Origin of the sequence: Anaerovorax odorimutans, from assembly GCF_024459955.1 — a bacterium.
Classification (GTDB): domain Bacteria; phylum Bacillota; class Clostridia; order Peptostreptococcales; family Anaerovoracaceae; genus Hominibacterium; species Hominibacterium odorimutans_A.
Genome location: NZ_JANFXK010000005.1, coordinates 100,267 through 121,230, shown reverse-complemented (window position 1 = coordinate 121,230; position 20,964 = coordinate 100,267). Strand labels below are relative to the sequence as shown.

Here is a 20,964-nt window from a genome sequence, read left to right as displayed (position 1 = left end):
TAACTTTGCGTTAAACTTATATATGGCGGTCGTAAACGCCGCGTCCGCTACGGCAATTATAAATTTTCATAGTTAAGTAAAGAGGTTTAACATGAGTATTATCAGAAAATGGAACAGTATCAGTCTGGTCAAACGAATCGTTGCAGGATTGATAGTAGGAATTATCTTAGGTTTACTTATCCCGAAGGCTGCGGTAATCGGCATTTTGGGAGACTTATTCGTAGGCGCGCTGAAAGCGCTGGCACCTTTGTTGGTGTTCTTTTTGGTTATTCATTCCCTGTGCAGGCACCAGAAGGGAAACAGCAGCAATATGACGCGAATTATCGTGCTCTACCTGATCGGTACGCTGCTGGCATCCTTTACAGCGGTCCTTGCAAGCTTTTTGTTCCCGGCAACATTGACGCTGGCCGAAGGGGCTGAGGCCACGGCTCCCGGAGGAATCGCGGAAGTTCTGAAAAATCTGCTGATGAACGCAGTGAGCAATCCCATCGGTTCCATCGTAGACGCCAATTATATCGGCGTGCTGGTTTGGGCGGTTATCTTTGGACTGGCTCTGCGGGCTGCGTCCGATAACACGAAAAATATGCTGGAAAATATTTCAGACGCGCTTTCCACAGCGATTCGCTGGGTCATCAATTGTGCGCCGTTCGGTATTTTAGGACTGGTGTTCACAACGATCTCAACCACTGGAATCAAGGCGTTTGCTTCCTATGGACGGATCATCCTGGTACTGGTGGGCTGCATGCTCTTTGTAGCCTTCATCGTAAATCCGATTATTGTATTCTTGAATATCCGTCAAAATCCGTATCCACTGGTTTTGAAATGCATCAAGGACAGCGGCATCATGGCGTTCTTCACAAGAAGTTCCGCTGCCAACATTCCGGTTAATATGTCTCTGTGTGAAGAGCTGGGACTGGACGAAGAAAAATATTCGGTTTCCATTCCTTTGGGAGCTACCATCAACATGGCGGGGGCAGCCATTACAATCAACGTACTTACATTGGCTGCGGCAAATACGCTGGGGGTTACAGTAGATTTCCCCACAGCTTTGCTGCTGAGCGTAGTAGCGTCCGTAGCGGCATGCGGAACATCAGGAGTGGCAGGCGGTTCACTGCTTCTGATTCCACTGGCATGCAGCCTGTTTGGTATTTCCAATGACATTGCCATGCAGGTAGTCGGCGTAGGTTTTATCATCGGCGTTATTCAGGATTCCTGCGAGACAGCGCTCAACTCATCGTCGGACGCATTGTTTACAGCTACGGCTGAGTTCAGAAACTGGCGCAAAGAAGGAAAATCGATCTCTGTAAAATTATAAGCTTTTTCTGGCTGAGGGCGAACGGAGGAGCGTATGGCACGGCGATACGCACACCATGGGGTTTTATTCATAAAATAAAGTATTCTATGAAAAGGAGAAATTGTTTATGGATAAGCGTATTATCGACAGTCGCGACTGTCGGCAGGAGGCGGATTCCTGTCAGTGCTGTCAGCCGGACTGCCCTGCGCCGATCATCGAGGTGGGGCCAACCGGTCCGACCGGTCCTTCCGGAGCCACAGGCCCAATAGGTCCAACCGGCCCAACAGGTCCCACTGGTCCGAGCGGAGAAAGAGGCCCTGCGGGAGAGCGGGGAGAGAATGGCGCGACAGGGGTCAGCGGTTCCGTTGGCTCAACGGGACCGCAAGGCCCGATGGGTCCTGCCGGTCCGAGAGGCGTGACTGGTCCAACGGGTCCCACGGGTGCAACCGGCCCTGCCGGATTGCCAGGAGAACCCGGGCTGCCAGGCGCCACAGGCCCTACGGGTGCCAGGGGTCCTGCTGGCCCTTTGGGAGCAACTGGCCCTGTAGGAATTGCGGGAACAGCAGGCCCGACCGGAGCGACCGGCCCAACCGGCCCTGCAGGTCCAACTGGGCCAACGGGCGCTGCAGGAGCAAACGGTGCCACGGGAGCCACAGGCGCTACCGGACCTGCGGGCATTACTGCCCAGGCGTTTGCTTCCTATGCGGACTATGGTGCCCGTTATACGGATGGAACGCAGATGTCCCTTTACCCGATCGTGACGGATACCACCGGAAATATAACAGCGGCTTCGCAAACAGCGATAACCCTGAATCCCGGCTATTACCACATAACCTTTCAGGTGAGCTCGCTCCTTACCACTGCCGGATTCATGCAGATTACCCCTTCTTATGACGGGGCGCCGCACACCGAATACAGTATTTATGCGAAAACAGGGAGCGATCGTGAGACCGCCAGCGGTTCGACAACGGTTATTGTCGGAATAACCGGCAGGTCCAACTTTTCCCTGACCTTTAACGCCAATACTGCCAATACGGAGACGCAGCTGACATTGTCCATCGTAAGGCTGGAGCGATAGCAGCAGTTTGATAAAAGTCCCTTATGTGACCATCTTTATGGCCGCAGGGGACTTTTTCTATTTGTAGAATTCTATAGCTTTCTGGTATAATAGAGAAGAGAAGGAGAGTGTACGATGTATTTCTATCAACATGAAATTGAAACCGGCCGGCCTCAGCAGATGATAAAGGTTACCGGAGAGGTTCAGGCGGATATTAAGAAGAGCGGCGTAAAGGAGGGAATCGCTGTGATTTTTTCTCCCCATACCACCGCCGGATTCACAATCAACGAAAACGCTGATCCCGATGTGGTTTCCGATATGCTGTACGGGTTCGAAAATACGTTTCCTACGGATGACAGGGAATACCGCCATGGGGAGGGGAACTCCCATGCCCACATTAAAACCACAGTGTTCGGCCCCTCGCAGACACTGATTATCCATCAGGGAAGGATCGTTTTTGGCATTTGGCAGGATCTCTATTTCTGCGAGTTCGATGGACCCAGACGGAGAACCTTCTTTGTGAAGATTATCGAAGGGTAAAATACCCCGTACCCGGGGAGCGGGAATCGCTTTTAAAATATACGGGAATTGATGAAAGTGTGAAAATGCTTATACAAGAAAAAGGCCTGACGGCATTTAGAAATATCCATGCCGGGCCTTTTAGGTTTCCATCAGTTTATTCAAAGTTTCGGAAATGTTTTTCAGAGAGGTGAGGAAGGTACGCAATTCCTCATCCGTCAGTTTATCAAAGGAGGATACCAAAAGGTCCAGATAGTTCTCCTTGATGTGGGAGAGGTATCTGCGGCCGTCATCGGTCAGCGCCATATTGATCTGACGCCGGTTGAGCGCATTGGTATCCCTGCTGATCAGCTGCCTGCGCACGAGGGGAGATACGGCCCTTGAGGCCTGCTCTCTGGAAGTGCTGATCTTTTCCGACAGCTCGCTCATGGTGATACCCGGATAGCGGCTGAGCGCTACTATGACCATCAGCTGTGTCTTGGTGAGATGGTATTGCCGGATATCGAGAAAGTTGTTGAAACACTGATTGTAATTAAGAAGGAGCCCCAACAGGGACACAATAATCTGTTCTTTCTCCGATTTTTCAGCATGATTCATAATCGTATTCAATCCTTTCAAGTCCTAATTACTGTCCTTAAGTATATACCAAACCGTAACACATGTCAAACGATGACTAAAATCAATAATTGACAAAAGTTACATAAATGTTATAATGTCCATATAAAAAAGGAGGTAGGCTTTGTATGAAGAAAATTGATGAATACATGAAAGACCGTTCCAGACTGTGCAGAGAGAATGACTTTATAAGCGGGGAACTGTTCCACGACAACCATGTAAACAGAGGCCTGCGCGATAAGAACGGAATTGGGGTGCTCACCGGTCTCACTTCCATATCGCGAATAGAGGCGTATAAAGAATATATGGGTCACAAGGTACCATGCAAGGGCAAGCTTTATTACCGGGGATACGATGTGGTAGATCTGGTAAAGGGGCCGATTCACGAGGAGAGATACGGCTTTGAGGAAACGGCGTACCTTCTGATCTTCGGCGAGTTGCCCACGGAGGAAGAGTTGGCGGAGTTTCAGGAAGCGATAGGGACTATGCGGCGGCTGCCTACCAACTTTGTCCGTGACGTAGTCATGAAGGCTCCGGGAAAAGATATTATGAACATCATGACCAAAAGCGTGCTCACGCTTTCGTCCTATGATCCCAATGCGTCGGACCTGTCAATCGACAATGTACTCCAGCAGTGTCTGATGCTCATCGGCGTATTCCCAATGCTGGCTGTCTATGGCTATCACGCTTACAACCATTACGAGCAGGATGAGAGCATGTACATCCACCGTCCGGACCCATCGCTGTCAACGGCGGAAAACATACTGCGGATGCTGCGTCCTGACATGAAATACACGGAGCTTGAGGCTCACGTGCTGGATATTGCCCTGATGCTCCATATGGAGCACGGAGGCGGAAACAATTCCACCTTTACGACCAGAGTGGTAACTTCTGCAGGTTCCGATACCTATTCGGTTATCGCGGCAGCGCTGTGTTCGCTCAAGGGGCCGAAACACGGTGGCGCGAACATCAAGGTTGTGGAAATGATGCGGGACCTGGAGGAAACGGTAAAGGATACGACAGATAAGGAAGCGATCAGACGCTACCTGGAGGATATCGTAGATAAAAAGGCTTTTGACGAGCGGGGATTGATTTACGGTATGGGACATGCTATTTACAGTGTATCCGATCCCCGGGCGGAAATCTTCAAAGGCTTTGTGAAGGACCTTGCGGAGGCCAAGGGCTACCAGCGGGAATTCGCGATGTATTCCGCAGTGGAAGAACTGGCGCCTCAGGTCATTGCCGACAAGCGGAAGATCTATAAAGGGGTCAGTGCCAACGTGGACTTTTACAGCGGCCTTGTTTACCGTATGCTGGACATCCCGCTGGAGCTCTATACACCGATTTTCGCCATTGCCAGAGTGGTGGGGTGGAGCGCTCACCGCATTGAAGAACTGATTAACGTAGATAAGATTATTCGTCCGGCCTATATGAGCGTGGGTGAAAACCGCATATACAAACCGATTGCCCGCAGAAACGTGATCGAGCTGGAAGGCAGTGATCCATCCAAATACAGACTGGAAGAGAATTTCGATCATCCAAAGGAATAAGTATCCGGCAAAGCACCGGTTTTCAGGGGAACTGCGGTATTAGATAATGTCTAATGCCGCAGTTCCCCTATTTTTTTCGGAGTTTTTTGATCCACCGGGAACACCATACAACGCGGCAATATAGTTATAGAAGGGAAAAAAGCTTTGTGCTAAAATAAACATGAGGTGCAATAATGAAAATTGACAGCGAATTATACAAACTTGTTTATGAATACTATGAGACGCGAATCCTTTTTGGCTTTTATACCTGTGGCGATTCTCTGCCGTCTATCCCCAAGATCTGCGCCATGTTTCGCATGGCGCCGGCAACCGTTCGTTCGGCGCTGTCTTTGCTGCAAAAGAACGGATATATCCGGACCGATGCCAGAAAAGCGGCGAAGGTAACTTATCATGCCCAGCCCGGTCAGCTGCGGGAAAACGCAGCCAAATATTTTGTTCCCAGAAAAGCGGGAATCATAGATCTGACCCAGTCGGGCCAGATTTTGTTTGAACCTTTTTGGGAGGAGGGGCTGCGCAGATGGAGCGAGGAGGATTGGCAAACGCTGCTTCGTGAGATGGAAGAACCTTTACCCGGAGCCATATCGGTGCCGGCAGAGTTTTATATTCTGACGCTGAGCACCTTGAATAACAGTCTGGTCCTCAATCTCTATTGGGAAATGCTGCGCTATATCCGCTTTCCCTATCTGGCGGGCGGAAAGGATGAGGAACGTGTACGATATGAAACTGCCGGAAAGTCCCATGAGGAGATCATCACCTTCCTAAAAGAGGAGTTTTCGCAGTCATACGGTGAGGCGGTAGAGGCTCTGTTCGCCTTCATCGACCAGGCAGACGGAGAATATTTTGAGGAGCCTCCGGAGCAGATACCCTTTAAATGGAATATTTACCGTCAGCGGCCGCAGCTTCGTTATACGCTGGCTTCCCGCATTATAAGGGAAATCATGAACGGAAGCTACCCCGTCGGCAGCTATCTGCCGTCTCTTCCTAAGATGGCGCGGAAATATGGAGTTTCGCAGAATACTGTGCGCCGTACCCTCAGCCTTTTGGAGGGTACTGGAATAACCAAATCCTTTCAGGGTAAAGGTACTTTGATAAGCATGGAACCCATACAGATCAATCTTTCCGCCCCGGGAATGGAAGAGGGGTACAGGCTATACCTGGAAAGTCTGCAGTTGCTTGCTATGACAGTTCGTCAGGTGACTGCATTAAGCCTGCGCTGCGCAAGCAGGAAAAAACGCGAAGAGCTGGCGCGGCGGTTTTGCCAAATCCGTGAGGAGAAAAAGAGCTTTCTTTGCTTTGAAGTGCTCTTTGCGTTTGTTGAAGCAGCATGTCCGCTGAATATGGTACGCGAATGTTACAGTAAAATCGGAGATTTGCTGGCCTGGGGCTATCCGTTGGCCTTTGTGCGGCTGAAAAAGAAAAACCTCCATGCGGAATACGCTGAAATCAATTCACGCATGGAGGAAGCTTTGAAGAAAGATGACATTGAAACGTTCGCCGCTACCTGGGAAAGCCATCTGAGAAGCGAAGAAAAGCAGGCTGTTGCTTTTCTGGAACATGAAAAACAGGTTCTAACATATTAAAGCTCTTTGATATTAGTCTGAAGCCGGATCATGAGCCGCAGCAATGTTTCGATGTCCTCCTGGCTGATGTCGGCAAAGGCAATGGCGCACCATTCATGGAGCGCGGTCAGCACCTGAGGCTTCACATCCCGTCCTTTTTGGGTGAGAACAAAGATCCATGACCTGCCGTCATCCGGGTTCTTGCGCCGCATCAGAAAAGCGTTCTTTTCCAGGGACTGCATAGTGCGGGTCATTACGCTTTTATCATAATGGACCCCCTCAAGGAGCTGATCCTGACTCCGGCCGTCTTTTTCATACAGCAGCATCAGAACCATGGCTCCGGCCATATTGAGCCCTGCCGGGGACAGAGCCTTTTTCATATAGGTGCGAAAGTATTTGCCGTAGGACATCATCAGACGGCCTATTTCCGAGTAGATTTTACCGTTCATTTCTTCGTCTCCTGTCTCGATAAAGTAAAAGAAGCAAAAGGCCTATGGCAGAGGCTGCGGCTACGGTAGCGTAGATCTGCCGGAATCCTTTGTTGAGCGCTTCCTGGAAGGTACTTTCTATTTTATCAGAAGAAGCGTCGATTTTCTTTATATAATTTTCCTCCGCTGTTTCAAAAGCGCCTGGTACAGCGGCTTTCATGGAGTCCATCTTTTTCAGAGTTGCCTGCGCTTCCTTTTTCCCTTTGCGGATACCGGAGATTCCCTGCTTTAATTTTGTACGGCTGGCTTTGGTTTCCTGTAGTTTTGCTTTTGTCTGACTGATGCCGCTGCTGAGCCCTTTGATACCGGTACCCAGCTTTTGGATTCCACTCTTTAAGTCCGAGGATTTTTTCTTCATAGTGGAAATGTTTTTTCCACAGGCGGATATGCTTTTATCCAGTTGACTGAGGCTGGTCATTTTTTTCAGTTCGGCAGTAACCGGAGGGGCGAACTGCTGTTTCATGGCATCGGGAAGGAGCTGATCCAAAGTCGCGCCTTCAACGGCAGGCATTTTTGAAAGAACCGCCCGGGCTCCGCTCAGCTGTCCCTTCATCATTTTCTGAAAATCGATACCGTCTTTGATGCCGGAAAGGCCCTTCTTCATTTGAGAAAGACTGTTTTTCATCTTTGCCAGCTGACTTTTTTGCTTGCCGATGGCAGTGGTCATCCCTGCGATGCCCTGGTCCATGCCGTCAACTGCTTTTTCCATGGAAGCAATGTTTTCGTCCATTTTCGATATGCCGGATTTGACGCCATCCGTACCTTTGTCAATGCCCCGGTCAATTTCAGCTTTGATCTCCGGGGTCATCTGGCCGAACATGGTTTTGGCAAAGGTCTTGGTGTTGGCTACGACGGTGGTTACATCAGAGCTCTGCATCAGCTCCAGCATATCTTCGGGTATTTCGTAGTCGCTGTCTTCATCCATATCGATCTTGACGCTGGTCATGGCAGTGAGGTCCGGCATATCCTTGATGTCCTGTTCTTTCATTTCCTTCTGCAGTTCCGCGGCATAGGGAAGCTCGGGCACGCTGATTTCTTTTGGCAGCAGCGCCATGAGATCATCTTGAACGCCTATACCGGCGTGGGCGATAAATCCGACCATGATGGCAGGGGCGACGACTGTCCCCAGCGAACGAACCAGAGATAAAGTCGCAAGAGCGGAATTGGATTCTGCCGCCTCAGTATGATCCAGCATCATATAGTTGAGGGGAGTGCCCATGGTAAAGCCGATCCCCAGACCGATGAGAATCAGGCTCACGACTACGGTAGCCCAGCCCGGATGGCGGGTCATGACAAAGATCAGAAACAGGGAGCCTGCCAGAGAGGAAAGAAATCCAATGGCAAGGATCGGCTTTGCTCCCCAGCGGTCGATCATTTTGCCGGAAACGGGAGCGCCGACGCCGGCGAAAATGCCCAGTATAATGACAAAATAACCGCCGCTGCCGGATTCCACTTTCATGGCGTTTTCGCACAGCTGAGGAACGAAGATCAGGCCCATGAGGATGACGCCGGTCATGACCGACAGGATCAGAGTAACGAGGATATCCTTATTTTTAAAGTAGGAGAGATTCATAACCGGATCTTCAGCTCGTTTTTCCGCCAGAATAAAGATCGGGAGCATGAGCGCAAAGGCCGCTACAAAAGGCCATACGCTGCGGCTGGAGATGGTGCTGACAAAATCGAAAAAGTCGATATTCTTCAGGCCGTACATCAGACTCAGGATCATAATGACCAGAAGAACGGTTCCAAATCCGTCGATTTTCGTCACAGCCTTTTCTTTGGTGTTGGGAAGAGAGACAAAGCCTGCGATGAGGATGAACACGGTGATCGGTACATTCACGTAGAAGATGAACTGCCAGTTATCGCTGCCGAAGAGATCCAGAATGGCGCTTCCGGCGCTGGCACCGAAGATATTGGCGATCCCGTAAACGCCTCCGACCATGCCCAGCGCCATTCCGCGTTTTTCCGCCGGAAAGGTAGTGCCGAATTCAGCGGTTGCCACAGGGACGATACCGCCGCCGCCGATGGCCTGAACAGCGCGGGAGATAAGCAGCATAGTGAAGCTGCCTGTGTCCTGCGAAAGTCCGCAGAGCAGAGAGCCGACACCGAAAAGAAAAATGCTGGCCAGATAGACGTATTTCCTTCCGGCACGGTCCGCGAGCTTGCCCATGACGGGGATGCTGGCGGCGTAGGCCAGCGTATAAATGGTAATCATCCAGACACCCAGGTTATCATCGACGCCCAGGTTGTTCTGAATGACCGTCCTGGCGGGAGTTACGATCCCGGTGTCCAGAGCACCCATAAAAATTCCTAAAAGATAAACGGCCATAATCAGGCCATAATGCGTTTTTTTCTCGTTCATTTTTTCAGCCTTCCTAAAACTAAATTAGTTGTGTTTGCAACCATTAAATATACTAACATAATTTAGTTGTGTTTGCAACTAAATTAGGCTATTTTGTCAGACAATTTGGATATATTTCAGGAAGAATATAAAAACGACCAATGACTACAAGCGTCAATGGTCGTTTTCTGTCTTAAATGCAAGAAATTCTTTTTCCGGCATCGGGCGGGCAAAATAGTAACCCTGAATACGATCCGTACCCAGGCGAGATAAGAGTTCCGCCTGTTCCTGCGTCTCAATTCCTTCGGATACCACCTGAAAACCTACGCTGTGGGCCAGCTCGATCATGGTCTGAACGATCGTCCGGTCCTTTTCGCTGACCAGTAGTTCGCTGAACAGGCTTCGATCCAGCTTGACGCACTCAAAAGGAAGGCGCATGATGCTGGAAAAGTTGGAGTAGCCTACGCCGAAGTCGTCCAGATAAAAGCCAATGCCCGCTTCCCGAATGCGTGCCATGACAGAACTGATATAGGGCAGGTCATAGGCAATTACTCGTTCTGTGATTTCAATTTTCAGCTTCTCCGGAGGAACATGGTGCCGTTTCAGGCAGTCTGCGATTCTCTGGGCAATATGGGGATCAAGGAACTGCTGCATGGAAAGATTGATGGAAATGGAATTCACATCCAGGGAAGGTGTTTCGCCCAGGAGACGGCAGACCTTTTCCAGGACAATCCAGCTCATTTCATCGATCAGTCCCGTTTCTTCGGCTAAGGGTATAAATTCGTTCGGTGAAACAGGGACCCCGCTGCAATCGCTGAGACGAAGCAACGCCTCTGCGTAAAGGTACTTTCCGGAGGTACAGTCAATGACCGGCTGATACCAGATTTGAAAACGATCCTTTTTTATAGATAGTTTCAGCAGTTCGGTGAGAATTTTTTTTCGTTCAATTTTTTGTTCGATTTCTTTGGTAAAGCGAAGGCTTGCTATATCCTCCTGCTTGGCCATGGCATTCATAAATTCCAGATATTCGATCACCTGATCCGGCTGCCAATTCTGATCCCTGCGGATGATTTCACTGAAACAGGCCATGATATCAAAGCGGATATCTCCCACGCTCCAGCCTTCTTCGAATCGATCCCGTACCTTCTTCAAATTGGCCGCTGCCTTTTCTTCCGACAGGAACGGCGACACCAGCGCAAAAGAAACGTTTCCAAAACGGAAAGCACGGCTGTCCTGATCGAATTTCTCCAGCCAGGAAGCGATTGTATAGAGAAAGTCATCTCCTATTTGATAGCCGAATCTCTGGTTTACAACGACAAAGTGTTTCAGGGAGATGGAAATAATCTGAAATTTTTGTTTGCCGGCGATCCGAAGAGACAGTTCCTGATAAAAATTTCTTCGGTTTCCAATGCGGGTGAGGCTATCCGTACCCACCTGATAATTTTGAAAGTTGATGAACAGGACCAGGTCCACAAAAGCAAAGCTGACCCCATTGAGCAGGATCTGAGGATAGATCAGCTGAAAAGCAGCCAGCCCCAGAACGATAGGGGGAAGGGTGCGAATGACCTGAAAGACGTTTTTGCTGACACTGGAGCGATTGCGAACGTAACACATAATTACCATGCAGACTTCGGCCAGCATAACGGCATAGCCGGCGTTGTTGAACAGACCGCGGTGATATCCGCCGTCTGCGTCGAACCAGAAGAGCACGCCGGTCCTGAAATTAATGATGACAAGGATCAGAAAGAGCGCGTTGAGTATCACTAAACCGGCTACGGCCCTGATAAGGCAATGTTTTTCGTAGACATGCTCCAGCAACAGATTGAATATGTACAGAGCAAGGATAGAACAGGTCCATACGGTGACGAGAAAATACAGGCTGTTGAGCAGCACATTGAGCCATTGAGGCACAAGGGCATAATATCGGATCGTCAGCACGCATGCCGCGTTGAGGATAATCTCAAAAGCGGAAAGGCCCAAACATATCCAGAACAATGTCCTTCGCGGTGAGCGGGTGTGTTTTCTGTCAAAGAAATACAGACTTATTACTATAATCAATATAAGAGCCAGAAATTCAGCTGCTTGTGACCATATTGTCATTGATTCAAACCTCGGTTCTGTTTATTAGAGGGACTAGTACTAAATATAAAGCAAAATGTATAGACACAACTGTGGACTTTTATATTGTAATATATATTCGGTCGGTAAACAAGAAATAGAATAAAGTTTAAGAAAAATACAAAAGAGACCTGTTTCCTGATGGGGAAAGGCCTCTTTTGTATTTAAGTCGTTATATAGTGGTTTATAAAGTTTGTGCTTTTTACAGTGTGGAACCGAAAATGAACAGCACTACCGCAACTGCGAAGAAGATGTAAGCAGTGATTCTCCATCTCTTGTACTGAGCATCCAGTTTGGCCTTTTCTTCCGGAGAAGGATCTTTAGTCTTGAGAGCCAGCAGTTCTTCGTCGATGGCTTCTTCCGGAATCGGTCTGTTCCTTACGAAAATCAGGATGTAAAGGATACATATTACAGACAGTCCAATGTTCCACCAGATGGCAGTCCAGTCGATTGCCAGGATGGACAGAGCCGCATAGAGAATGATGCTCACAACGGCGCCGAATTTACCGGCAGGAGCATGCCAGGGTCTGTGAAGCTCGGGTTCTTTTTTGTATAACAGCAGGTAGGACAGATATCCGATAATATAGCACAGCATCTGTGAAAATGCGCACATTGCGGAGATGATTACAATGGAACCTGTTGAGATCAGCAGGATTCCAACTACTCCTACAACGATTACGGAAACGTAAGGGCTTCTGTATTTCGGATGAACCTTTGCGAATACTTTCGGGAAACATCCGTCAACAGCCATGATGTACATATATCTGGCAGCGCCGGCGGTACATGGTACCATGGAGCTGAAGTCCCCACCGAAGGTGATGCCCAGGCACAGCAGGATGAATGGGAATCCAACGATTCCGGCCTGTGTCATACCCTCTACGAAAGGCGCGTCAGCAGTTTCCAGGAGGTGCTGTCCTGCCAGAGGAGTCAGGCCAACCAGGAAGAACTGGAATAACGCGTTTACGGCAAATACGATGAATGGTGACAGAGTCAGCGCTCTCGGCAGAGTGATCTGCGGGAATTTAACTTCCGCGCCCATGCCTACGCAGGTTTCGAATCCTGCGAAGCACCACCATACCATTACGATACATTTAGCCAGTGCAGTGAATTCCGTCGGGATGCCGGAGAAAATCGGCGCGAAGTTGGCGAAATCCAGATGCTTCATTACCATGATCATCCATACGAAGGAAGCGGCCCAGAAGAAGAACATGAATCCATTCTGCCATCTTCCGGAGAATTTGATTCCTCTGTAGTTAATGATGGTAAAGAGGATCATCAGAGCCGAACCCAGAATTCTGGAGTCGATGACAAATCCTGCTCCCAGAGCATTGAGAAGATATGTAAAGTAGCTGGCGAAGGCCAGTGCTTCACCGCCGGCGATACCGATCTGCGCGATGGTGTAATGCCAGCTGCAGAAGATGGCTACCGGCCAGTTGATAGCTCTTTTAGCAAAGGAATAGGTACCGCCTGACAGAGGAAGAGTAGCTCCCAGTTCGCCGTAGATGGCGGCAGGCCACAATACCATTAAGAAAGCGATAACGGATGCGATGATAACTGAGCTGCCCATCGCGCCTACCTGTGAGGAACCTACGGTAAACAGGCCTACGCCGATAACAGCGCCGGCGGTGATGGTGACGCACTCAGGCAGTCCGAGTTCCCGGACCAGTCCTTTTTTCTCGTCCATAAAAATAACCTCCTAAAAGTGTGAAAAAGATATAAATTTGTCTGTAATGATGACAATTTTCGAATGGAAAATCAAAAAAATACATCCGGAAAAAGCACATCGAAGTAAAACAGTAACCTCACACTACTATTTCATACTTCCAACGAAAACCTTCCTCAACGAATGTAACGCTTTGTTTTACCTCCTCTATTTTAATTTTTTCTTAAGGTTTAACACTAGCACAAATCGGAAGTTGACCAAAATAATTGAAGGTGTTATGATAAAAATGTAAAAAACGTTGTTCTGATTTTTACTAAAATGGATAGAAAGGGGAAAAAATATGTCATTTATTATCAGCGACAAGCAGCATTTGGCTTCTGCCGAAAGACGTTCCGACTATAAACCGTTTAAGGTGAGCAGCGAAAACTGTCAGTCTTTCCGGATTGATGTCAATTTCGGGCATCCCCTCTACACATCTGTTTCGGATATCTTTGCCGTGAAGTGCGGCGGCCTTCACAATATTACGCTGCCCGTGGTCCCCGACGGTTGTATTTCCATGGCTTTTTACGGCATGGAAGAGGAGATGAAGGGCAAGATATGCGGAGTGATCGATGAGATCAAGAAAATCGAACTGAAACCGGGAGAGCTGCTGATCGTGCTTAAATTCCAGCCGAGCGCAACGGCCTCAATATTGAAAGACAACGCCAGCAGCCTCACCAATAAGGTGTACGATATTAAGGATTACATAAAGAACGGGGGGCAGATCGTTTCCGCGGCCTGCAAGGATCTGCCGGTGCCGGAGAAGGCCATGCTCCTTTCCAAGCTGATCCGGGTCAGAATGAAGGAAGATGATTCCAGTTACCTGATTCGTTACTGTACGGACCGTATCTACGAAAAACATGGAAATATCAAAGTCAGTCAGCTGGGAACGGAAACGGGATACAGTGAACGGTATCTGGGTAAAGTCTTTGAGAAATATGTAGGTGTTTCCCCGAAGATATACTGCGAGATCATGCGCCTGCAGAACTCGCTGCAGAAGCTGGCTGACAGTTCCAACCATGAGCCTCTTATTAATTTGGCTCTTGACAGCGGTTTCTTTGACCACGCTCACATGAACCGGTGCTATAAGCGGTTTCTCCACTGTTCATCGGGAACACTGAGAAAACTGGGATTCTCCTGCCTGGACTACAATAAAATCGATCCATATTTATATATAAATTAACAGAGAAAGGTTGGAAAACAATGACGAAGAAGTATTACCTGGGGATGGACCAGGGTACGACAGGGACGACGACCCTTTTGCTGGATGAAAAGTGGAATCTGGTGGCCAGAGGATATAAAGAGCACCATCAGCACTATCCAAATCCCGGATGGGTCGAACATGATCCCATGGAGATCTGGGACGGTGTTCTGGGCTCCATCAGTATGGCTTTGGACATTGCGGGGGCAAAACCGGAGGAGATTGCCTGCATCGGTATCGACAATCAGGGCGAAACGGTTATGCTATGGGACAAAGATACGGGCGTTCCCGTTTACAATGCCATTGTCTGGCAGGACAGACGGACCGCCAGGTATGCCGACAGCCTCACGGAGGAATATGGCGTGCAGATCCGGGAGAAGACAGGGCTGATGATCGATGCTTATTTCAGCGCCACTAAGATCAAATGGATCATAGATAACGTAGAGGGCGTCAAGGATAAGATCAAGGCAGGGAAAATTCTCGCAGGAACTCTGGATTCCTGGGTGATCTGGAAGATGACCCACGGAAGGGTCCACATCACCGATGCTTCCACGGCCTCCCGTACAATGTTGATGAACATTCATACGGGTAAGTGGGATCAGGATATCCTCGATATCTTTGAGATCGATAAAAACATTCTGCCGACGATCTGTGACAGCTCAATGGTATACGGCAATACGGATCCCCTGGATTTTTTCGGAGCATCGATTCCTATTTCCGGTTCCATCGTAGACCAGCAGGCGGCGCTGTTCGGTCAGGCGTGTTATTCTCCGGGAGCAATCAAATGTACTTACGGAACCGGCTGCTTCATGCTGATGAATACAGGTGATAAGCCGATCTATTCCAAGAACGGACTTTTGACCACCGTAGCCTGGAGCATCGATAAGAAGATGACCTTTGCTCTGGATGGAGGCATTTACATCACGGGAGCAGCGACCCAATGGCTGCGGGACGGAATCAAGATCATCAAGGATGCCAAGGAGACGGAACAGATGGCCTACGATGCCAAATCCAACGGCGGCGTTTATTTTGTGCCGGCCTTTGCGGGTCTTGCCGCGCCTCATTGGGATTCCTATGCCAGGGGCACGATTATCGGTATCACCGGCGGAACCACCAGAGAACAGATCGTACGTGCGACTTTAGAGGCTACGGCTTATCAGGTAAAAGATAATCTGGATGTCATGAATATGGACGCCAGCATTCCGATTCAGATCATGCGTGTGGACGGCGGGGCGGTAGTGAATAAATTCCTCATGCAGTTCCAGGCCGATATTCTGGGAATACCGGTGGACGTGCCGGCCATCAATGATACTACACCTTTGGGAGCGGCTTATCTGGCGGCCCTGGGAATCGGTGATTTCCGTTCCATGAGCGACCTTGCCGACAACTGGAAGCTGAGCAAACGCTATGAACCGAAGATGAGCGTGGATGAACGTGAAACCCTGCTCTATAACTGGCACAAGGCCGTTGAACGGGCAAAAAACTGGGTTGAAGATTAGAAAATAGATAAAAAGTGATTCGAGGATTCTGAAAGGAGAATTTAAAAATGAGCAAACCAATGTTATTCAGTCCGGGACCGATTATGGTAAAGGACAATGTACGCGAAGCCATGATGCACTATGATATCTGCCACAGAGGAGCGGAATTCGAAGAGCTGTTCGCGGATACGGTAAAAAAGATCAACCGTCTGTTTAAGGCCGATGATTCTTATCAGTCCGTAATTGTTTCCGGATCAGGCACTTCTTCCAATGAAACGGTGCTTTCCTCCATTTTTAATGAAGGTGAAGAAATTCTGCTGGTTAGAAACGGCGTGTTCGGTGAAAGACTACAGGAGATCATTGAAAAATATCAGATCCCTTACGTGGATGCTTCCTTTGAATGGGGCGACTACCCGGATGTTTCCAAGATCGAAGAACTGATTAAGGCAAATCCAAAGGTAAAGGTCGTAGCTATGGTATGCCACGAAACTTCAACCGGTATGATTAACCCGGTGAAAGAAGTGGGACAGCTCTGTAAGAAATACGACAAATGGTACTTTGTTGACTGCGTATCGGCAGCAGCAGGTGAGAATATTGACATCGTGGACTTTAACATCACGTTCGCCACTTCCGTAGGCGGAAAGTGCCTGGGAGCATTCCCCGGATCCGCTTATATCTGCGGTAAGAAAGAGGCATTTGAGACTCTGACACCGGAAATGGGTAAGAACGTATACCTGAATCTGGCCAAGCATTATCAGAGCGCAGTGGCGAAAAACCAGACTCCCAATACTCCCAACGTAAACCTGTTCTGGGCGCTCAATCAGGCGCTGACCAACATTCTGGAAGAAGGTGTGGAGCATCAGGTAGCAAGATACGCCGAGTGCGCGGGAATCCTCAGAAAAGGCATGGAGGATATGGGCCTAAAACTGCTGCTTTCCGAGCACATGGCCAATACCGTAACTTCGGTATTCCTGCCGGAAGGAAAGAATCTGGACCAGTTCCTGAAAGACATGGAAGACAAAGGGTATGTGGTATACAGCGGCAAAGGAAAATACGTGGAAATGGGTATGTTCCAGGTTGCCAATATGGGAGAGATCTACCCGAAAGACTGCGAGAAGTTCTTAAAGGTCCTCGCAGACTGCATTAAATAAGCCTTCAAACATGTGATACCATAAAAATGATAAGCGAAAAGCGGACACTGCTCTTTAAAGAGGGTCCGCTTTTTGCGTGTTATTTTAATAATCAATTTGATAACGGTTCTCCTACAACTTGTGAAATACAGGTTTTCTCTTTTTGAACGTACACTGATATTTAAAACCCAGGTTCGTTGCCAGCGCATGGGCTTCCTCAAAGTGATCCATAAAATGCTGAGGATCATGGGAGTCCGAGCCGAAAGTCAGGATCTCGCCTCCCAGGTCTTTGTAGAGTTTCAGTACCTCCTCCCGCGGCAGCCAGATGCCGGTACCGTATTTAAAACTGGAGGTATTGATTTCCAATCCTTTTCCGTCATAAATAATAGTTTTGAGCGTATCTTCGATGATATCCATATACGGCCTGTAATCGTAGATTTTGCCGATATATCGGTCTATGATGGTCAGATGGCCAGCGATATCGTAATCCTTATATTCTGTAAAGCATTTATTGACATAGGTATAGAATTCTTCCAGCTTGGACGGCCCGTCCACCTTGGAAAAGTCATACCGGTAAAGGTCGTCCTTACCCAGACAGTGAAAGGAACCGATAATAAAATCATAGGGGAAGTCGTTGACCGCCCGGCGGCATTCGTCAAACTGACTGTCCATGATGCCGATTTCCATCCCTTTAATAATGGTCAGCTGTCCCTGATACTTCTTTTCCGCATCCCAGAGAGCCTTGTAATACGCATCAAAATCAAGGGTGAAAGGAAACTCAGGATCCTCGTATCCGGGGTCGTAATGGTCTGTGATCGCCAGTTCCCGGATGCCTCGTTTTACTGCTCCCCGGAGCATTTCCTCCATTGGAACATCGCAGTCATCGGAAAATGCGGTATGTGTGTGATAATCGTACATGTTTGCCTCAGTCCTTTCTTCATTTCGCTTACTCAATGATTCTGCCACAAAAGCCGGCGCTTTTCAATAGGACCTGCGGTAAATACACGAAAACTTGCTTCGATCCGGCAACATATTTTCGGGATTCCGCTAATAGAATAGAAGGAACGATAAGGAGGGAATATGGCCATTAAGGATGAACTGCTGTTTGATTTCGCGATCAATATGCCCAGGGTGCTGGTAAGCGGCAATACGGTTATTTTGGACAATGTAAAAAAGCTGGTACTGCTGTCCAGGGATCAGATTATCGTCCACAACGGACAGCGATTTACCTCAGTGGTAGGAAAAGATCTGACTATAAAAGAACTGAAAGACGAAAGGATGCTGATTACAGGTGACTTGGAACAACTCCAGTTTTACGGAACACTACAAAAAAATAAAGATTGAAGGGTTTCAGCTGGATAAGCTGATTGACAAGTGCATAAAGAACCGTATTCAGCTGCGGGGAGTGACCTTTGTCAGTGATCTGGAACTTACTCTGTCGGTAAGCAGCCGGGATTTTAAAAGGCTGAAAAAGATGGCCAAGAGCACTTATAAGATCACAGTGATTTCCGACGGCGGATACGGATATGCCCTGCAGGGCCTGTGGAAACGGAAAGTCACCATCGTCGGAGTGCTTCTTTTTCTGGCGTTCTTTTATTACCAGAGCTTGTTTATCGTAGAAATCCAGATCGACGGATACGAGAAAATTGATGAGCCGCAGCTGCGCCAGACTCTGGCGGAAGCGGGGCTCTACGAAGGATGTAAAAAAGACATCGATGTGAATAAAATAAAGATAAAGATGTACGAGAAATACGATGAAATCTCCTGGGTGGGCATCGACTTTACCGGCAATCTGGCCAGGGTGACTGTGGCAGAAGGCGCAAAGCCGGTAAAGACCAAGGTGGAGGATAAAAAACCGTGTAATATTGTGGCCGACAAGGACGGGTATATCAGCAAAATTATTCCCATAGAAGGGGTGCGTGCCGTAAAGGACGGGGCCTTTGTGAAAAAGGGGGATATCCTCATCACAGGAACCGTGCCGCTCAGGAATGTGGCCTATGGAACGGACTCGGAAAATGAGACAGAGACCTACGTCCACGCAGAGGGTACTGTGGAAGCAAAAATACCGCAGCGTTTGAATTTTTACGCGGAGAGGTATAAAAGAATGAAAACCGGGACAGGAAAGAAGATATGGGGACTTTCCTTCAACGGCCATAATCTGGCAAAAGCAATCAACCCCTATGAAGTCTGCCGTGTCAAAACAAAGAATCTGATTAACCTGGTGAAACCCTTCCGCATCAAGATCGACGCCGTGACTGTTGAACAGGTGACGCTGAGTCAGAAGGAAGTTAAGGATGAAGAGCTGAAAAAGACGGTAAATGCGGCCATTCGTCAGTACGCAAAAGAAAATTTACCGCAAAAAGCACAAATTCTCAATAAAAGTTTGAATTTTTCCCGGGAAAAAAATATAATAACAATAGGTGTGACTTTGGAAACCCTACAGCAAATAGGAACAGAAGAGGAGATCGTAGTTGATAAACAAGACGGAAAAGTTAAAAAAGATAACGATCAGTGAGGAGATCGACCGCAGTGAGCTCTTTGGCAATCTGGACGCCAATATTCGAATCCTGAAGGAAAATCTGGAAGTGGATATCATGCAGAGAGACAATGAGCTGATTCTGAGAGGACAGGACGTGGACCGGGCGGAAGCGGTCATTAAGGAATTGACTGAGATCATCAAAAAAGGCGAGGCTCTGGATGAGCAGAAGATAAATTATGTGATTGCTTTAAAAGATGAGGGGCTGTCCTATGAGGAGAGCAACATAGACAAAGACATTATCTGCTTTACCCACCGTGGAAAACCGCTCAAACCCAAGACTCTGGGACAGAAAAAATATGTTGAGAGTATCCGAAAAAGGGATATCGTATTCGGGATCGGGCCCGCGGGAACGGGAAAGACCTATATCGCAGTGGCTATGGCTGTTCATGCTTTTAAAAACAAGGAAGTGCAGAAGATTATTCTCACCCGTCCGGCTGTGGAAGCAGGAGAACGGCTGGGCTTTCTGCCGGGGGATATGCAGGAGAAAGTAGATCCCTACCTCCGGCCCCTTTATGATGCTCTTTACGATGTTTTGGGGAGGGAAAGCGCTCTTCGCCTGAAAGAAAAGGAAGCCATTGAGGTGGTGCCGCTGGCTTATATGAGAGGGCGGACACTGGATAATTCCTTTATTATTCTGGACGAAGCGCAGAATACCACAAAGGAGCAGATGAAAATGTTTCTCACCAGAATGGGATTCGGCTCCAAGATCGTGGTGACCGGAGACGTGACCCAGGTGGACCTGCCCAGAGGAAAGAAATCGGGATTGGTAGAAGCCTCCAAAATTCTAAAGCATGTTCGGGGAATCGATTTCTGCTATTTGAAAGATGTGGATGTCGTAAGGCATGAGCTGGTCAAGAAGATTATCGGCGCTTACGATAAATATTATCAGGCCCATCCTGAGACGGAGGAGGAGTAAATGAATATTATATGCGACCAGGAAAGGATGCCCGGAGAAAGGCTTCTTTCCAAAATGGAAGAGGGTGCTGTTTTCTGTGTGGAATCAGAAGGAATCCCTTCCGATCGGGTGGAAGTGAGCCTGACCTTTGTCAGTCCCGAGGAGATCCAGGAGCTCAACAGTATTTACCGGGGAGTGGACAAGGTTACGGACGTACTTTCCTTTCCCCAATACGAGGATCTGAATCAGCTTCCCGCTGAGGGTGAGATCCCGCTGGGAGACGTTGTCATCTGTACGCAGCAGGCGCTGCTTCAGGCCGATGAATTCGGCCATTCCAATGAACGGGAACTGGTCTATCTGTTTGTCCACAGCATCTGCCACCTTTTGGGTTACGATCATATGGAGGAAGCGGACAAGCAGGAAATGCGGGCCAAAGAAGAGGCGGTTATGTCAAAGATCAGTCTGGAGAGGTGAAGGT

At 48.5% G+C, this 20,964-nt stretch carries 18 protein-coding genes; 12 read left to right on the top strand and 6 right to left on the bottom strand.

Annotated elements, in window-relative coordinates; all coding sequences use genetic code 11:
- Positions 1-91 precede the first annotated feature (91 nt).
- The 3 genes from sstT to NE619_RS06195 all read left to right on the top strand — a co-directional run bounded on the left by sstT (position 92) and on the right by NE619_RS06195 (position 2,891).
- Positions 92-1,315: a serine/threonine transporter SstT gene (gene sstT / locus NE619_RS06205; RefSeq protein WP_256131516.1), complete on the top strand. Its 1,224-nt coding sequence runs from the start codon at positions 92-94 to the stop codon at positions 1,313-1,315.
- A gap of 106 nt (positions 1,316-1,421) precedes the next feature.
- A complete protein-coding gene (locus NE619_RS18865; protein ID WP_305146590.1) occupies positions 1,422-2,372 on the top strand; it encodes a BF2992 family fimbrillin-A clan protein in 951 nt (316 codons plus the stop codon).
- A gap of 114 nt (positions 2,373-2,486) precedes the next feature.
- Positions 2,487-2,891, top strand: coding sequence for a secondary thiamine-phosphate synthase enzyme YjbQ (locus tag NE619_RS06195; RefSeq protein ID WP_256131514.1), 405 nt, complete (start codon positions 2,487-2,489; stop codon positions 2,889-2,891).
- A 120-nt stretch (positions 2,892-3,011) separates the two neighbouring features.
- Here the strand turns inward: NE619_RS06195 and NE619_RS06190 are convergent, their stop codons facing one another.
- Positions 3,012-3,467 carry a MarR family winged helix-turn-helix transcriptional regulator gene (locus NE619_RS06190; protein WP_256131513.1) on the bottom strand — a complete coding sequence of 152 codons (456 nt, stop codon included), beginning with the start codon at positions 3,465-3,467 and terminating at the stop codon, positions 3,012-3,014.
- 146 nt (positions 3,468-3,613) lie between these two features.
- Here NE619_RS06190 and NE619_RS06185 point away from each other — a divergent pair, with 146 nt between their 5' ends.
- Both NE619_RS06185 and NE619_RS06180 read left to right on the top strand, forming a co-directional pair.
- Positions 3,614-5,035 (top strand): citrate/2-methylcitrate synthase, encoded by a 1,422-nt coding sequence (locus NE619_RS06185; protein WP_256131511.1) that lies wholly within the window; start codon positions 3,614-3,616, stop codon positions 5,033-5,035.
- A 173-nt stretch (positions 5,036-5,208) separates the two neighbouring features.
- Positions 5,209-6,615, top strand: coding sequence for a GntR family transcriptional regulator (locus NE619_RS06180; protein ID WP_256131510.1), 1,407 nt, complete (start codon positions 5,209-5,211; stop codon positions 6,613-6,615).
- Here the strand turns inward: NE619_RS06180 and NE619_RS06175 are convergent.
- From NE619_RS06175 to NE619_RS06160, 4 genes are all read right to left on the bottom strand, one after another.
- The gene (locus NE619_RS06175) at positions 6,612-7,043 is read right to left on the bottom strand and encodes a MarR family winged helix-turn-helix transcriptional regulator (protein WP_256131509.1); all 432 of its coding nucleotides are present in this window, start codon (positions 7,041-7,043) and stop codon (positions 6,612-6,614) included. The genes NE619_RS06180 and NE619_RS06175 overlap by 4 nt on opposite strands.
- Positions 7,033-9,444 carry an MDR family MFS transporter gene (locus NE619_RS06170; RefSeq protein ID WP_256131508.1) on the bottom strand — a complete coding sequence of 804 codons (2,412 nt, stop codon included), beginning with the start codon at positions 9,442-9,444 and terminating at the stop codon, positions 7,033-7,035. The genes NE619_RS06175 and NE619_RS06170 overlap by 11 nt, the downstream gene beginning before the upstream one ends.
- A 153-nt stretch (positions 9,445-9,597) precedes the next feature.
- Positions 9,598-11,523 carry a putative bifunctional diguanylate cyclase/phosphodiesterase gene (locus NE619_RS06165; RefSeq protein WP_256131507.1) on the bottom strand — a complete coding sequence of 642 codons (1,926 nt, stop codon included), beginning with the start codon at positions 11,521-11,523 and terminating at the stop codon, positions 9,598-9,600.
- 220 nt (positions 11,524-11,743) lie between these two features.
- Positions 11,744-13,225: an APC family permease gene (locus NE619_RS06160; RefSeq protein ID WP_256131506.1), complete on the bottom strand. Its 1,482-nt coding sequence runs from the start codon at positions 13,223-13,225 to the stop codon at positions 11,744-11,746.
- A 319-nt stretch (positions 13,226-13,544) separates the two neighbouring features.
- Here NE619_RS06160 and NE619_RS06155 point away from each other — a divergent pair, with 319 nt between their 5' ends.
- Genes NE619_RS06155 through NE619_RS06145 form a run of 3 tightly spaced genes read left to right on the top strand, consistent with a single transcriptional unit; the run spans position 13,545 to position 17,073 of the window.
- On the top strand, positions 13,545-14,426 hold the full coding sequence (locus NE619_RS06155; protein ID WP_256131505.1) for a helix-turn-helix domain-containing protein: 882 nt from the start codon (positions 13,545-13,547) through the stop codon (positions 14,424-14,426).
- A gap of 20 nt (positions 14,427-14,446) precedes the next feature.
- Positions 14,447-15,943, top strand: a complete 1,497-nt coding sequence (gene glpK / locus NE619_RS06150) for a glycerol kinase GlpK (protein WP_256131504.1) — start codon at positions 14,447-14,449, stop codon at positions 15,941-15,943.
- 47 nt (positions 15,944-15,990) lie between these two features.
- Positions 15,991-17,073, top strand: a complete 1,083-nt coding sequence (locus NE619_RS06145) for a pyridoxal-phosphate-dependent aminotransferase family protein (protein ID WP_256131503.1) — start codon at positions 15,991-15,993, stop codon at positions 17,071-17,073.
- A 111-nt stretch (positions 17,074-17,184) separates the two neighbouring features.
- Here NE619_RS06145 and NE619_RS06140 read toward each other — a convergent pair whose 3' ends face one another.
- The gene (locus NE619_RS06140; protein ID WP_256131502.1) at positions 17,185-17,970 is read right to left on the bottom strand and encodes a histidinol-phosphatase HisJ family protein; all 786 of its coding nucleotides are present in this window, start codon (positions 17,968-17,970) and stop codon (positions 17,185-17,187) included.
- A gap of 162 nt (positions 17,971-18,132) precedes the next feature.
- On the opposite strand from NE619_RS06140, the gene NE619_RS06135 reads away from it, so the two are divergent.
- Genes NE619_RS06135 through ybeY form a run of 4 tightly spaced genes read left to right on the top strand, consistent with a single transcriptional unit; the run spans position 18,133 to position 20,960 of the window.
- Entirely contained in the window at positions 18,133-18,396 is a 264-nt protein-coding gene (locus tag NE619_RS06135; protein WP_256131501.1) for a YabP/YqfC family sporulation protein, read from the top strand.
- The gene (locus NE619_RS06130; protein WP_256131500.1) at positions 18,344-19,567 is read left to right on the top strand and encodes a sporulation protein YqfD; all 1,224 of its coding nucleotides are present in this window, start codon (positions 18,344-18,346) and stop codon (positions 19,565-19,567) included. Before NE619_RS06135 ends, NE619_RS06130 begins: the two co-directional genes overlap by 53 nt.
- On the top strand, positions 19,524-20,507 hold the full coding sequence (locus tag NE619_RS06125) for a PhoH family protein (protein ID WP_305146589.1): 984 nt from the start codon (positions 19,524-19,526) through the stop codon (positions 20,505-20,507). The genes NE619_RS06130 and NE619_RS06125 overlap by 44 nt, the downstream gene beginning before the upstream one ends.
- A complete protein-coding gene (gene ybeY / locus NE619_RS06120; RefSeq protein WP_256131499.1) occupies positions 20,508-20,960 on the top strand; it encodes an rRNA maturation RNase YbeY in 453 nt (150 codons plus the stop codon). It abuts the gene before it with no gap.
- Positions 20,961-20,964: the final 4 nt, after the last annotated feature.

Bases quoted from the DNA above. Each gene is read 5' to 3' on its own strand.
- sstT (WP_256131516.1), top strand. From the start codon at position 92: ATGAGTATTATCAGAAAATGGAACAGTATCAGTCTGGTCAAACGAATC.
- NE619_RS18865 (WP_305146590.1), top strand. From the start codon at position 1,422: ATGGATAAGCGTATTATCGACAGTCGCGACTGTCGGCAGGAGGCGGAT.
- NE619_RS06195 (WP_256131514.1), top strand. From the start codon at position 2,487: ATGTATTTCTATCAACATGAAATTGAAACCGGCCGGCCTCAGCAGATG.
- NE619_RS06190 (WP_256131513.1), bottom strand. From the start codon at position 3,467: ATGAATCATGCTGAAAAATCGGAGAAAGAACAGATTATTGTGTCCCTG.
- NE619_RS06185 (WP_256131511.1), top strand. From the start codon at position 3,614: ATGAAGAAAATTGATGAATACATGAAAGACCGTTCCAGACTGTGCAGA.
- NE619_RS06180 (WP_256131510.1), top strand. From the start codon at position 5,209: ATGAAAATTGACAGCGAATTATACAAACTTGTTTATGAATACTATGAG.
- NE619_RS06175 (WP_256131509.1), bottom strand. From the start codon at position 7,043: ATGAACGGTAAAATCTACTCGGAAATAGGCCGTCTGATGATGTCCTAC.
- NE619_RS06170 (WP_256131508.1), bottom strand. From the start codon at position 9,444: ATGAACGAGAAAAAAACGCATTATGGCCTGATTATGGCCGTTTATCTT.
- NE619_RS06165 (WP_256131507.1), bottom strand. From the start codon at position 11,523: ATGACAATATGGTCACAAGCAGCTGAATTTCTGGCTCTTATATTGATT.
- NE619_RS06160 (WP_256131506.1), bottom strand. From the start codon at position 13,225: ATGGACGAGAAAAAAGGACTGGTCCGGGAACTCGGACTGCCTGAGTGC.
- NE619_RS06155 (WP_256131505.1), top strand. From the start codon at position 13,545: ATGTCATTTATTATCAGCGACAAGCAGCATTTGGCTTCTGCCGAAAGA.
- glpK (WP_256131504.1), top strand. From the start codon at position 14,447: ATGACGAAGAAGTATTACCTGGGGATGGACCAGGGTACGACAGGGACG.
- NE619_RS06145 (WP_256131503.1), top strand. From the start codon at position 15,991: ATGAGCAAACCAATGTTATTCAGTCCGGGACCGATTATGGTAAAGGAC.
- NE619_RS06140 (WP_256131502.1), bottom strand. From the start codon at position 17,970: ATGTACGATTATCACACACATACCGCATTTTCCGATGACTGCGATGTT.
- NE619_RS06135 (WP_256131501.1), top strand. From the start codon at position 18,133: ATGGCCATTAAGGATGAACTGCTGTTTGATTTCGCGATCAATATGCCC.
- ybeY (WP_256131499.1), top strand. From the start codon at position 20,508: ATGAATATTATATGCGACCAGGAAAGGATGCCCGGAGAAAGGCTTCTT.